The organism is Flavobacterium sp. T50_26 (genome assembly GCF_057652995.1).
Genome location: NZ_JBYFCC010000014.1, coordinates 71,005 through 84,308, shown reverse-complemented (window position 1 = coordinate 84,308; position 13,304 = coordinate 71,005). Strand labels below are relative to the sequence as shown.

Sequence of the window (13,304 nt, the reverse complement as noted above, 5' to 3'; positions counted from 1 at the left end):
CAGACAACAGACAACCAACAACCAACAACGAATCTCCTCTATAGATACCTTATACCAACTCCTAATCTTCTCCCTACATAAAGCATCAATGGTGACAGATTAATGAGTCTACACGTAGTAAGCTCCACGGCTTATAATCCAACCAATCAAAACCCAACTCCATCCACAATCTCCATTTCCTTCCCTAAAACTGGATGCCAAAACCGTATGGCTTCTGCGTGCAAATACAACCGGTCGGCTTTGGTGCCGTATAAATCATCGCCCACAATGGGGGTGTTCAACCCTTCGGGATGGGCGGCGTGCACCCGCAACTGGTGCGTGCGTCCCGTGATGGGGTGAAAGTGTACCAATGTGGTGTTTTCTCGTCGTTCAATGACTTTCCATTGCGTTTTGGCGGGTTTGCCGTGTTGGTAACACACCAACTGATTAGGGCGGTTGTCTAAATCGACTCGCAACGGCAAATTGATTTCGCCACTGTCTTGCTCAATTTTTCCGGAAAGTAAGGCAACATAGCGTTTTTGTACCGTTCGTTTCATGAACTGAGCTTGCAAATTCAAATAGATTTCGGTGCTTTTTGCCATGACCAAAATGCCGGATGTGGACATATCCAAGCGATGCACAATCAACGGACCTGTTGCTTCGGGAAATTTCTCTTTATAGCGAGTGTACACCGAATCCTGTATCGATTTTCCGGGAACGGATAGAAACTCCGCCGGTTTGTGCACAACCGACAAATACGCGTCGTCGTATAAAAAGGTTAATTCTTTGTTTTCTGCCGGATTTTGCAAGAGGGGATTGTCGTCTAATGCCATTCCGTGTAACATATGAGCCAAAATGGGTTTGCATTTTCCGGTGCAAGCGGGATAAAAATGACCGTGTTTGCGGATTTCGGATTTGGGCGATTGTCCCCACCAGAATTCTGCCAACGCAATGGGTTTGAGTTGATGAGCAAACGCGTACTGCAACAATTTGGGAGCGGCACATTCGCCCGCACTTGCCGGAGGATTATCTTCGAAAATGGCTCCTAAACTTTTGGTCTCTCCGTTTTGATTTAAAAAGGAATATTGCTGAAACAATTTTTGTTGCAACGCCGCCGATTTTGCTTTGCGTTCTTCTTTTAATTGATTGATTTTGGATTGAAAATCGTTTACTTTTTGCTGAGCTTTCGCGATTTCTTCTTTCCAAAAATGATTCATTTGTTTGAGTTGAATGCTTTCTAACTGGCTTTCTTTGCTCAAACTTTTTTGTATGCTTTTATAAGATTCAAAATCTAATTCGTTTTCGGCTTTAATCCGAATTTCATCACGAATGATTTTGTTTTGTTTTCTGAGTTCTTTCTTTTCGGTTTTGTCTTTTTCAGCATTTAGGAGTGTAGAAGCGAGTTCATTTTGACATGAAATGAATTCAGCATCGTTTTCTAACGCTTCTATTTTTCGGTTGTATTCGTTTAGGATTTTTTCTTCTTGTTTAAAAAAACCGTCTTGTTTCAACATGTCAAACACGGGCGGAACAAAGTGGTGGTGTTCGTTGCTGTCGGCTAATTTTCCGGAGAATGCGGCTAAATAACCGATTTCTCCTGATTGATTTTGCACAACTAAAACGCCAAACATTTTTCCGATAACTAAACCTTTTTGTCCTTCTTGGAGACCGAAATTGTGTTCCCATTCGGTTTGGGTTTGCAGGTAGTCTTGCAATTCGGAAGCCGCTATTTTACTCAACTTATGCGGTTCGTAGTAAAACGGAAAGGTAAATTTATGAGGTAAATTAATACCGGAAATGTTTTGTTTAAAAGCGATAAAATGAGTGTGGTTTTTCATCGCTGCAAAGCTATAAAAGGAAATTGGAATTTGGTTGGTTTTGGGTTTTATTCCTTCTTAGAAATTTTTAAGTTTTCAATCCAAGGAATTTTTGATTTATAGAATTGAAGAAATGTTGGTTTAATTACATCCGACTTATCTCTTGGTGATTTTTTAAAAACTCTTGCCGTTGTACCAGTGAAGTTTAAAGACTTTTTATCTTCTAAATCGATGTTTTCGGTTGTAAAATGAATGACTTTATTTGTAACAGTCCATTTTCCTTTACTGTGATGATGATATTCATTTTTACTAATATCTTTTCTATAACTGGTAAATTGAAATGTTCCGTCATTATTCAAATCAAGTTTATAGTCTAAGATTTCACCTTTTACAGTTTCATTAAAAAGAAAATAATTTCCGGCCTATTCTTCGCTTTGAGCTGATAGGCTTATAGAAAAAGATGCAATGAGTAAAAGTAGAAGTTGTTTCATCTGAATTGATTTTTAATCTTTATAAATCAAAAACTAAACCAATTTAAACCTGAATCACACCCAAATTAAATTTCTTTTTAATCGGAGCGTGGTTGGCGGCTTCAATTCCCATTGAAATCCAAGTTCGGGTTTCGAGCGGGTCGATGATGGCATCCGTCCACAAACGAGAAGCGGCGTAGCAGGGGGAAACTTGCTCGTCGTAACGGGCTTTAATTTTATCGAATAATTCTTTTTCTTTGGCTTCGTCAACCACTTCGCCTTTGGCTTTTAGGGAGGAAGCTTCAATTTGAGCTAATACTTTTGCGGCTTGTGTTCCGCCCATTACGGCTAATTCGGCACTTGGCCAAGCAAATATTAATCGTGGGTCGTATGCTTTTCCGCACATCGCATAATTTCCTGCTCCGTAGGAATTTCCAATGACAACTGTGAATTTCGGCACAACGGAATTGGAAACCGCATTGACCATTTTGGCACCGTCTTTAATAATTCCGCCGTGTTCTGATTTACTTCCCACCATAAATCCGGTGACGTCTTGAAGGAAAACTAATGGAATTTTCTTCTGATTACAATTCGCAATAAAACGAGTCGCTTTGTCTGCCGAATCGGAATAAATCACACCACCAAACTGAATTTCACCTTTTTTAGTTTTGGAAACTGTTCGCTGATTGGCGACAATTCCGACCGCCCAACCGTCAATTCGAGCATAACAGGTGATGATGGATTGACCGTAACCGTCCTTATACATATCCATTTCTGAATTATCAACCAAACGTTTGATGACTTCCATCATATCATATTGATCGGATCTGGATTTCGGAACAATTCCGTAAATATCACTTTCTTTCAACGCAGGTTTTTCGGCTTTAATGCGATTGAAACCGGCTTTGTCATAATCGCCAATTTTGCTGACAATGCTTTTGATTCTATCCAACGCATCTTTGTCGTCTTTGGCTTTGTAGTCGGTCACACCTGAAATTTCGCAGTGCGTTGTGGCTCCGCCTAAGGTTTCATTATCAATATTCTCGCCAATAGCGGCTTTCACTAAATAACTTCCGGCCAAAAAGATACTTCCGGTTTTATCGACAATCATCGCTTCGTCACTCATAATCGGTAAGTAGGCACCACCGGCAACGCAACTACCCATCACGGCAGCAATTTGGGTAATTCCCATACTGCTCATAATGGCATTGTTTCTAAAAATGCGTCCGAAATGTTCTTTATCGGGAAAAATTTCGTCTTGCAACGGAAGATAAACTCCTGCACTATCTACCAAGTAAATGATTGGCAAACGATTTTCGATGGCAATTTCCTGAGCACGTAGATTCTTTTTTCCGGTGATGGGAAACCAAGCTCCGGCTTTTACAGTTGCATCATTTGCAACCACGATACATTGTTTTCCTTTGATGTAACCGATTTTTACGACCACACCTCCGGACGGACAACCACCGTGTTCTTTGTACATTCCGTCGCCAGCAAAACCTCCGATTTCGATGCTTTTGGCTTTCTCATCCAACAAATAATCGATGCGTTCACGGGCAGTCATTTTGCCTTCGGCGTGTAATTTGGCAATTCTTTTTTCGCCGCCACCTAATTTGATAATGGCAAAACGTCTTTTTAATTCGGCTAATATGAGTTTATTGTGATCTTCGTTTTTGTTGAAGTTAATGTCCATAAAGAATGTAAATTTTGTTGTGTGCGAAATTACGAAAACGTTTGAGATTTAAAAAGCTGAATTGTTTAATTTTTAGCCAATCTTTTTAAAACAGCCCATTGTTTTAAGGCATCACGAGCTTCAACAGCAGGATAACCGAGCATTGTTTTTCCGGCTGGAACATCGGCAGCAACACCTGAACCTGCTCCAACAATTGCACCTGAACCGATGGTTACGTGGTCTTTGATGGAAGCACTTCCGCCAATGATTACGCCATCTCCCAACGTTACAGAACCGGCCAAACCGCTGTTTCCTGCCATAATGCAAAAACGACCGAGAATTGAATTATGTCCGATTTGAACTAAATTATCAATTTTGCAGCCATCGCCTAAGATTGTTGAACTGAATTTGGCACGATCGACGCAGGAATTGGCACCGATTTCGACCCAGTTTCCTAAGATTACATTTCCGATTTGAGGGACTTTTACCAAACCTCTTTCAGGACAAGGTCGGAAACCAAATCCATCTGCACCAATAGTAGAATTAGGATGAAGGATGCAATGCGAACCCACGTGACAACGTTCGCGAACCACAGCACCGTTCCAAATAATGGTTTCATTTCCGATGGTACATTCGTCTAAAATGGAGACATTAGAATAAATTGTTGTGTTTTTTCCGATGACAACGTCTTTACCAATATAAGTATGAGCACCAATTCGAGTTCCTTCACCGATTTTTGCCGAACTGTGAATGACAGCAGTTGGGTGAATATCAAATTCGAAATGGGGTGGAGGTGGAGCGAAGAATTCCAATACTTGCGACATCGCTAATTCGGCATTTTTTACTTTGATGAAAGCTTTATTATCGCCGGGTTCAATTGAAATATCTTCATTTACAACTGCAATAGAAGCATTTGAATCTGCCCAAAATTTTTCATATTTTTTATTACCGATAAACGTAATGTGGTTTTCTTTTGCTTTTTCAATTTGCTCAGGAGCTTCAATTGAATGTGAAGTGTTTCCTACTATTGTTCCGTTCAAAACGGCATTAATTTCCTGCAAAGTGCATGTTTTCATATAATAGTTGATATTTTTTCTAAAAATAATGCTTTAAAATAATAAAAACCAAATTTAATTGGATTTGATTAAAAAATAAAACTTATTGATTTGTTATTATTTATAGAATATTTTTTTGTTTTATAAAAATAAAAGTTACTACTATTATCAAATTGACAATATAATGCTATAAATAGAACGATTTGTCCTGTTTTTGTAAACAATATGATTTTAAATTTGAATAAATAAAAAAGTAAAAATTATGAGTTTAATACAAAGACCACAATTAAAAGAAAAGTATGATAATTACATTGGAGGAAAATGGACTCCGCCATCAACAGGCCAATATTTTGAAGTATTGTCACCCGTAGATGGTAAACTAATGTCGAAAGCCGCTCACTCAGCAAAAATGGATGTTGAAATGGCCGTTGATGCAGCTTATGAAGCTTTTAAATCATGGGGACAAACATCCTCTACGGAGCGAAGCATTATTTTAAATAAAATTGCCGATCGTTTGGAGGCCAATTTAGAATTTTTAGCTTCTGTTGAAACATTAGACAATGGAAAAGCAATTCGGGAAACCATGCTTGCTGATATGCCTTTAGCTATTGATCATTTTCGTTATTTTGCGGGAGTGATTCGTGCCGAAGAGGGTTCAATTAGTGAGCTGGATAAAGACACAGTTTCTATTATAGTTCACGAGCCAATTGGTGTAGTGGCACAAATTATTCCTTGGAATTTTCCAATTTTAATGGCAGTATGGAAACTAGCTCCCGCTTTAGCCGCCGGAAATTGTGTGGTTTTAAAACCGGCAGAGAGCACACCTATTTCTATTCTTGTGTTAATGGAATTAATTGAAGATTTACTTCCTGCAGGAGTGATCAATATTGTAAATGGCTTTGGTGCGGAACTAGGTAGAACACTAGTCACCAATCCAAAAGTGTCAAAAGCTGCTTTTACAGGTTCTACAGCAACGGGACGAATGGTGATGCAATATGCCACCGAAAATATTATACCGGTTACATTAGAGCTAGGTGGAAAATCACCAAACGTTTTCTTTCCCTCGGTCATGGATCACGACGATGAATTTTTAGACAAAGCCATTGAAGGTGCAGTGCTTTTTGCATTAAATCAAGGTGAAATTTGCACGTGTCCGTCTAGATTGATTATTCATGAATCGATTTACGACAAATTTATTGAACGTGTTTTAGAACGAGTTAAAGCCATTAAAACCGGAAATCCATTCGATATGTCGGTGATGATGGGAGCACAAGCATCTCAAATTCAAAAAGATAAAATTCTCTCGTACATAAAATTAGGAAAAGAAGAAGGAGCCGAATTATTGTGTGGTGGCGAAGTGAATCATTTGGGTGGCGATATGGAAGGTGGCTATTACATTCAACCTACCTTATTTAAAGGGCACAACAAAATGCGTATTTTTCAAGAAGAAATTTTCGGACCTGTGTTGGCGGTAACAACATTTAAATCGACAGAAGAAGCGATTGCGATTGCCAATGATACCATGTATGGTTTAGGTGCAGGTGTTTGGACGCGTGATGCTCATGAACTATACCAAGTTCCGAGAGCCATTCAAGCCGGACGAGTTTGGGTGAATCAATACCATGCGTATCCGGCAGGAGCACCTTTTGGAGGTTATAAACAATCCGGAATTGGAAGAGAAAATCATAAAATGATGTTAGGACACTATCGTCAGAGTAAAAATATGCTAATTTCATACAACAAAAATAAATTAGGTTTCTTTTAAATATAACATTTAGTTAATTTTAGCCATGGATTCAGAAAGTAATTATTGAATTCATGGCTTATCTTTTATAATTATGGAAAAAATAAAACGATTGTATGCTACCGAAAAAGCACTGGAATTAATCAAAATGCTAAAGGAAAAATTTGGTGATTTGATGTTTTATCAAGCTGGCGGATGCTGTGAAGGAACGCAACCACAATGTTTTGAAAAAGGTGGTTTCTATTTACGCTATGGCGATGTTTGCATCGGAACCGTTACCGGATTTGAATTTTGGGTTGACAAAGATTTATTTGAATATTGGAAACATGCTCATTTTACATTGGATGTTACCGATGGAATAGGAGCAGGCGGTTTTTCTTTAGAAACACCTTATGGAAAAACATTTATCATTCACTACCGTCTGTTCACAGAAGAAGAAGCAATGAATTTGGAAGAAGTAAAACGCAATGAATAAATTACCCGTTAAAATTCATTAATTGGTATTGTTTGGGTGTGACACCTTCATGCTTTTTAAACAGCCGGATAAAATAATTAGCATCTTCAAAACCGGACGCATACGAAACTTCGGAAATATTGATTTTTGGGTTGTTTAGTAAGTTCTTGGCAAATTTAATTTTTTCGTTGAGAATGAATTCAATCGGACTCATACCTAATTCTCTTTTGAAAGAACGATAGAAAGATGTTGAACTCATGCACGCTTTGTCACTCAATACTTTTAAACTAATATTTTCTTGAATATTCTGGCGAATGTATTGCACAATGTGATGAATAGGGTTTGTGCTATCCAATTGCTGCGAACTTTCAACCGTTTTCATGCTTTGAGATTGAATGATTCTAACCAGAAGTTCTTGTAAAGTTAAATCGGCCAAAGCATCTTTTGTAATGGCCGTGCTCATACACTCTTTAATTAATTTATTAATGGTGGTAGCCAATTCCAAATTATTATAAAAGAAATAATTTTCATAATCCAATTTCCAAAATGGACTATTGCCTTCTTTTGGATATCGTTCGTTTAAAAAATCTAAGGTTTCTTTGATTTTAAATTGATCAATAGCCAAGGCAAGGCATTGCGTTGGATTATGATGGGAAGCTTCCGGAAAATCAATTTTCATTTCAACATTAGAAGGAATGATAACTGTTTCGCCCGGAAGATAATCAAACTTTGGATCCTCAAAAAGATGCATCACTTTTTTGCCTCGCAACATGCTGGTAACCACCAAATCATTAAACTTCAGTGGAACCTTAATGCTTTTCTGATACGTTTCAAATAAGTTTAACTCACAGTTATTCAGTGAATAAACTGTTCTGTTTTCAACTAATGTTTTAAGTGATTTTTCGTGCGTTAAGGCGGGTGTATGCAAGGTTACCTTCGAATGATTCATGCCAATTCTTTTAATAAAAGTAGTAAAAAAATCTATACTTTATTGGTTTCTTCACTCTTTTTTTAATTCAAACAGAGCTTTTATCCTCAAACCCTTTTAACCTTTTAACCTTTTAAACCTTTAAACTTTTAAACCTTTAAACTATTCCTCCTTTTGTCCCATCATCATCAAATAGGCTTTTAGGAAAGCATCGATGTTGCCATTCATCACGCCTTCTACGTCGCTGGATTCGTGTCCGGAACGAACGTCTTTGACTAATTTATAGGGATGCATCACATAATTTCTGATTTGCGAACCCCATTCGATTTTCATTTTTCCGGCTTCGATGTCGGCTCGTTGAGCCATTTGTTTTTTGAGTTCAATTTCATACAATTGCGAACGTAACATTTGCATTGCTCGTTGACGATTGTCTTGCTGAGAACGCGTTTCTGAACACTGAATTTGAATTCCGGTTGGTTTGTGAAACAACTGCACTTTTGTTTCTACTTTGTTCACATTTTGACCACCGGCACCACTTGATCTTGAAGTTATGATTTCTAGATCTGCAGGATTGATTTCGATTTCGATTGTATCATCCACCAATGGATAAACATAGACAGAAGCAAAGGATGTATGACGTTTGGCATTGCTATCAAACGGAGAAATTCGCACTAAACGGTGTACGCCATTTTCACCTTTTAGGTAACCAAAAGCATATTCGCCTTCAATTTCTAAGGTAACAGTTTTTATTCCGGCTACATCGCCTTCCTGAAAGTTGAGTTCTTTGATTTTGTAGCCTTCTTTTTCGGCCCACATCAAATACATACGCATAAGCATCGAAGCCCAATCGCAACTTTCTGTACCACCCGCTCCGGCAGTAATTTGCAACACGGCACTCAAATTATCGCCTTCGTCTGAAAGCATATTTTTGAATTCCAGGTTTTCGACTAAGGTGTTGGTTTGTTCGTAAATAGCATCTACTTCCTCTTCGGTAGCATCGCCATCTTTGAAGAATTCAAAAACCATTTGAAGTTCTTCGACTAAGGCTAATCCTTTTTGGTAATCTTCTACCCATTTTTTCTTGGATCGAAGGTCACGGACTACTATTTCTGCTTCTTTGGGATTGTTCCAAAAGTTTGGATCGAACGTTTTTTCTTCTTCGTTGGTGATCTCGATTAATTTTTTATCGATGTCAAAGATACCTCCTCAACGCACCAAGACGCTCTACAATACCTTTTATTTGTTCGGTATTTGTCATAATTATTGTAGTTTTGTTTTTTGCAAATGTAGGAACAAGTTGTGATTTGTCCTAATGGTGAAAATTAATAATTGCGTAGGGACAGGTCACGACCTTTCCCTACTTGAATGAAATAAAAAATTTAAAATTAAATGGAAATAAATTTAGTAAGCGATACAGTTACCAAGCCAAGCCCTGAAATGTTAAGTGCTATGTTTAATGCAAAAGTGGGCGATGACGTTTTTAAGCAAGATCCAACAGTGAATGAATTAGAGGCTTATACGGCAGCATTTTTTGGAATGGAAAAGGCTTTGTTTTTTCCGAGTGGAACGATGGCGAATCAAGCTGCGATAAAATTACACACGCAGCCGGGTGAGCAATTGATTGCCGATAAATATGCTCATATTTTTAATTATGAAGGAGGAGGAGTTTCGTTCAACAGCGGTGTTTCGTGCCGATTGTTGGAAGGAAATCGTGGGATGATTACAGCGGAGCAAGTTGAAGAAGCGATTAATCCGCCGGATTTTTATCATAGTCCGTTAACGACATTGGTTTCGTTGGAAAATACAACAAACAAAGGTGGTGGAGCGTGTTATGAAATGCAGGATTTGGTAGAAATTAAAAAAGTGTGTGATAAACATGGTTTAAAATATCATTTGGATGGTGCTCGTTTGTGGAATGCTTTGGTTGCCAAAAACCAAGATCCGTTAGAATATGGACAACTGTTTGACACTGTTTCGGTTTGCTTTTCTAAAGGAATGGGAGCACCAATTGGTTCGGTTTTGTTGATGAGTGAAAAGGATTATCAAAAAGTAATGCGAATTAGAAAGATTTTTGGAGGTGGTATGCGACAAGCCGGCTATTTAGCTGCTGCAGCAATTTATGCTTTGGAGAACAATATAGAACGATTAACAGAAGACCATAGACGAGCAAAAGAATTAGGCAAAGCCCTTTTGAAAACAAATTGGGTACAATCTGTGGAAGAAGTAGAAACGAATATTGTAATTTTTTCGGTGAAACCAACGATTCAAGATGCGGTTGTGATTGAAAAATTGAAGCAACGAAATATTGCCATTAGTTCGTTAGGTAAAGGAAAATTGCGAATGGTGACGCATTTGGATTATAAGGAAGTGATGCATACGTATGTGTTGGAAGCTTTAGAGAAAATGGTTTTTTAGTAGAAATTCAATTTTGAAAAGCGATTTTTTATGGTTTACTTTTTAGCCCCGATTGCAGTGGAAATCATCTTTGGCAAAGTTTTTAACTTTGCCAAAGATATTGGAACGGAAAGCGGGAAAATGGATTGCTGAAAAAGCCCTAGCCATTCGCTACTAAAAAAGTTGTCTGTTATCCGTTATCTGTTGAACATATCCATTCCCGGGATGTTTGGCATGCCGTCTTTGGCGACTGCAGCGAGTTCTGTTTCGTTTACGTTGGTTGCTTTTTGGATGGCTTTGTTCATAACCAAAATCAAATAATCTTCTAATTGCTCTTTGTCTTCGAGCAAAGTTGGGTGAACGTCGATTGATTTTATCGTGCGATTTGCGGTTAAAGTTACCTTTAAAAGCCCGTCATTGCTTTGTTCATCTATTAAAACGTGGTCTAAACGTTTTTTGGTTTCTTCGATTTTTTGTTGGGTTTCTTTAAGTTTTCCCATCATTCCCATTAGGTCTCCAAACATGTTGATAATTTTTATAGTTTTAGAACTACAAATGTAGTAAATTGCATAGTTTTGAGTAAATAAATTTTTTATGAATAAATGGTTATCGTTAAGTTTAGTTTGTGTTATTTTTGCAACTTCTTGTCAAAAAAAAGAAGCTAATATGTCAGAAAATATAGTGCCGCCAATTGCTGCAAAAAAAGATACAGTTCTTGAAAAACATGGAGATAAACGAGTAGATCCGTATTATTGGTTGAACGATCGGGAAAATCCGGAAGTGATTCAGTATCTGAAAGATGAGAATGAATATTATCAAAAGATGACTGCTCATACACAAACTCTGCAAAAAGATTTGTTTGAGGAAATGAAGTCGCGAATTAAGGAAGATGATGAATCGGTTCCTTATTTATACAACGGTTACTATTATATTACTCGTTTTGAGAAAGGTAAAGAATATCCAATTTTTTCACGAAAAAAAGGAAGTTTAACTGCTAAAGAAGAAATTTTGTTTAATTGCAATGAAATGGCAAAAGGGCATTCATATTTCAATTTGGGAGGATTAAATATAAGTGAAGATAACAAATTAGCTTCATTTTCTACAGATTTAGTAGGAAGAAGAATTTATACTCTTCAAGTTAAAAACTTAGAAACCGGAGAAATTTTGGCAGATAAGGTTGAAAATGTTTCCGGTGCAGCCGTTTGGGCCAACGACAATAAGACTTTGTTTTATACTACGAAAGATAAGGTAACTTTACGTTCGGATAAAATTCATAAACACGTTTTGGGTGGCGATGCAAAAAATGATGAGTTGATTTTTCATGAAAAAGATGAAACGTTCACTATTTACATTGCTAAGACAAAATCTAAAAAATTCTTGGTTATTAACAGTAGTAGTACTTTAACGTCGGAGTTTCAGATTTTGGATGCAAATAAACCATCTGATAAATTCAAAGTTTTTCAACCCAGAACAAGAGGTTTAGAATATGATATAGCCCATTTTAATGATCATTTTTACATTGTAACCAATAAAGATAAGGCAACCAATTTTAAAGTAATGAAAACTCCGGACAACGCTACTACCAAAGAAAATTGGGTAGACGTTATTCCGCACAATGACGCTGTATTGATTGAAGGAATTGAGATTTTTAAAAATTATTTGGTTGTAGAAGAGCGTTCGAATGGTTTGAATAAAATTCGCGTCATGCCCTGGGATGGAAGTGGTGAGTATTATTTGCCGTTTGAAATTGAAACGTATTCGGCTTATGTAGGAACGAATGTTGATTTTGATACAGAAATCCTGCGTTATGGTTATCAATCGTTGGCTACTCCTTCATCAGTAATTGATTTTAATATGAGAACCAAAACCAAGCAGGTGATGAAAGAACAAGCTGTTTTGGGTGGAAAGTTTGATAAAAACAATTACAAAGAAGAACGCGTTTGGGCTACGGCGACGGATGGCACAAAAGTTCCGATTTCGTTAGTTTATCGCAAAGAAGTAAAAAAAGACGGAAATAATCCGTTGTTGCAATATGCTTATGGTTCGTATGGACATTCGATGGAACCTAATTTTGATTCAACAATTTTAAGTTTATTAGATAGAGGTTTTATTTATGCGATTGCTCACATCCGTGGGGGCGAGGACATGGGTCGTCAATGGTATGAAGACGGAAAATTATTGAAGAAGAAAAATACGTTTACCGATTTTATTGATTGTTCTAAGTATTTAATTGACCAAAAATATACGAATCCTAAAAAATTATATGCTCAAGGCGGTTCTGCCGGAGGTTTATTAATGGGTGCGGTTGTGAATATGGCTCCTGAATTGTATAATGGTGTTTTAGCAGGTGTTCCTTTTGTAGATGTGGTTACAACAATGTTAGATGAAACAATTCCGTTGACTACCGGAGAATATGATGAGTGGGGAAATCCGAATGACAAGGAATATTATGATTATATGAAGTCCTATTCGCCTTATGACAATTTAAAAGCACAAGATTATCCGAATATGTTGGTTACCACCGGGTTACATGATTCTCAGGTGCAATATTGGGAACCGGCCAAGTGGGTAGCCAAATTACGAACAATAAAAACAGATAAAAATTTATTATTTTTAGACACAAACATGGATGCGGGTCATGGTGGGGCTTCAGGAAGATTTGAAGCGTTAAAAGAGCTGGCAAAAGAGTTTAGTTTTCTTTTAGATTTAGAAGGAATTGAAAAGTAAAAATTTTTTTTATAAATTTGCAAGGTTTTAAGGTTTCCAAAAACAAGAGAAGTTTGCCTTGACT

The 13,304-nt window shown here is 37.3% G+C and carries 11 protein-coding genes; 4 read left to right on the top strand and 7 right to left on the bottom strand.

The annotated features are described in order from the left end of the window. Positions 1–146: 146 nt before the first annotated feature. From AC23MC_RS10030 to lpxD, 4 genes are all read right to left on the bottom strand, one after another. Positions 147–1,817 (bottom strand): RluA family pseudouridine synthase, encoded by a 1,671-nt coding sequence (locus tag AC23MC_RS10030; RefSeq protein ID WP_487568178.1) that lies wholly within the window; start codon positions 1,815–1,817, stop codon positions 147–149. Between the two features lie 47 nt (positions 1,818–1,864). Then, the gene (locus AC23MC_RS10025; protein WP_487568179.1) at positions 1,865–2,155 is read right to left on the bottom strand and encodes a hypothetical protein; all 291 of its coding nucleotides are present in this window, start codon (positions 2,153–2,155) and stop codon (positions 1,865–1,867) included. 175 nt (positions 2,156–2,330) lie between these two features. Continuing rightward, positions 2,331–3,959 (bottom strand): acyl-CoA carboxylase subunit beta, encoded by a 1,629-nt coding sequence (locus tag AC23MC_RS10020; RefSeq protein ID WP_487568180.1) that lies wholly within the window; start codon positions 3,957–3,959, stop codon positions 2,331–2,333. Between the two features lie 65 nt (positions 3,960–4,024). Continuing rightward, complete coding sequence (lpxD, locus tag AC23MC_RS10015; RefSeq protein WP_487568181.1) at positions 4,025–5,014, bottom strand: UDP-3-O-(3-hydroxymyristoyl)glucosamine N-acyltransferase; 990 nt, start codon at positions 5,012–5,014, stop codon at positions 4,025–4,027. A 241-nt stretch (positions 5,015–5,255) separates the two neighbouring features. Here lpxD and AC23MC_RS10010 point away from each other — a divergent pair, with 241 nt between their 5' ends. Together AC23MC_RS10010 and AC23MC_RS10005 are read left to right on the top strand one after the other, a co-directional pair. Next, the gene (locus tag AC23MC_RS10010) at positions 5,256–6,758 is read left to right on the top strand and encodes an aldehyde dehydrogenase family protein (RefSeq protein ID WP_487568182.1); all 1,503 of its coding nucleotides are present in this window, start codon (positions 5,256–5,258) and stop codon (positions 6,756–6,758) included. Positions 6,759–6,831: 73 nt separating this feature from the next. Beyond that, a complete protein-coding gene (locus AC23MC_RS10005; RefSeq protein ID WP_487568183.1) occupies positions 6,832–7,212 on the top strand; it encodes a DUF779 domain-containing protein in 381 nt (126 codons plus the stop codon). Between the two features lies 1 nt (position 7,213). Here the strand turns inward: AC23MC_RS10005 and AC23MC_RS10000 are convergent, their stop codons facing one another. Both AC23MC_RS10000 and prfB read right to left on the bottom strand, forming a co-directional pair. Continuing rightward, on the bottom strand, positions 7,214–8,140 hold the full coding sequence (locus tag AC23MC_RS10000) for an AraC family transcriptional regulator (protein WP_487568184.1): 927 nt from the start codon (positions 8,138–8,140) through the stop codon (positions 7,214–7,216). Positions 8,141–8,281: 141 nt separating this feature from the next. Then, a protein-coding gene (gene prfB, locus AC23MC_RS09995; protein WP_112085818.1) for a peptide chain release factor 2 occupies positions 8,282–9,377 on the bottom strand; the annotation gives its coding sequence in 2 pieces (ribosomal slippage) (positions 8,282–9,313 and positions 9,315–9,377; 1,095 coding nt in all). Positions 9,378–9,508: 131 nt separating this feature from the next. On the opposite strand from prfB, the gene AC23MC_RS09990 reads away from it, so the two are divergent. Beyond that, a complete protein-coding gene (locus tag AC23MC_RS09990) occupies positions 9,509–10,534 on the top strand; it encodes a threonine aldolase family protein (protein WP_487568185.1) in 1,026 nt (341 codons plus the stop codon). 176 nt (positions 10,535–10,710) lie between these two features. Here the strand turns inward: AC23MC_RS09990 and AC23MC_RS09985 are convergent, their stop codons facing one another. Then, entirely contained in the window at positions 10,711–11,037 is a 327-nt protein-coding gene (locus AC23MC_RS09985) for a YbaB/EbfC family nucleoid-associated protein (protein WP_487568186.1), read from the bottom strand. A gap of 142 nt (positions 11,038–11,179) precedes the next feature. Between AC23MC_RS09985 and AC23MC_RS09980 the strand changes: the two genes are divergently transcribed. Further along, the gene (locus AC23MC_RS09980) at positions 11,180–13,240 is read left to right on the top strand and encodes a S9 family peptidase (protein ID WP_487570645.1); all 2,061 of its coding nucleotides are present in this window, start codon (positions 11,180–11,182) and stop codon (positions 13,238–13,240) included. Positions 13,241–13,304 lie beyond the last annotated feature (64 nt).

Bases quoted from the DNA above. Each gene is read 5' to 3' on its own strand.
- AC23MC_RS10030 (WP_487568178.1), bottom strand. From the start codon at position 1,817: ATGAAAAACCACACTCATTTTATCGCTTTTAAACAAAACATTTCCGGT.
- AC23MC_RS10020 (WP_487568180.1), bottom strand. From the start codon at position 3,959: ATGGACATTAACTTCAACAAAAACGAAGATCACAATAAACTCATATTA.
- AC23MC_RS09980 (WP_487570645.1), top strand. From the start codon at position 11,180: ATGTCAGAAAATATAGTGCCGCCAATTGCTGCAAAAAAAGATACAGTT.
- AC23MC_RS10005 (WP_487568183.1), top strand. From the start codon at position 6,832: ATGGAAAAAATAAAACGATTGTATGCTACCGAAAAAGCACTGGAATTA.
- AC23MC_RS10000 (WP_487568184.1), bottom strand. From the start codon at position 8,140: ATGAATCATTCGAAGGTAACCTTGCATACACCCGCCTTAACGCACGAA.
- AC23MC_RS09990 (WP_487568185.1), top strand. From the start codon at position 9,509: ATGGAAATAAATTTAGTAAGCGATACAGTTACCAAGCCAAGCCCTGAA.
- AC23MC_RS10010 (WP_487568182.1), top strand. From the start codon at position 5,256: ATGAGTTTAATACAAAGACCACAATTAAAAGAAAAGTATGATAATTAC.
- lpxD (WP_487568181.1), bottom strand. From the start codon at position 5,014: ATGAAAACATGCACTTTGCAGGAAATTAATGCCGTTTTGAACGGAACA.
- AC23MC_RS09985 (WP_487568186.1), bottom strand. From the start codon at position 11,037: ATGTTTGGAGACCTAATGGGAATGATGGGAAAACTTAAAGAAACCCAA.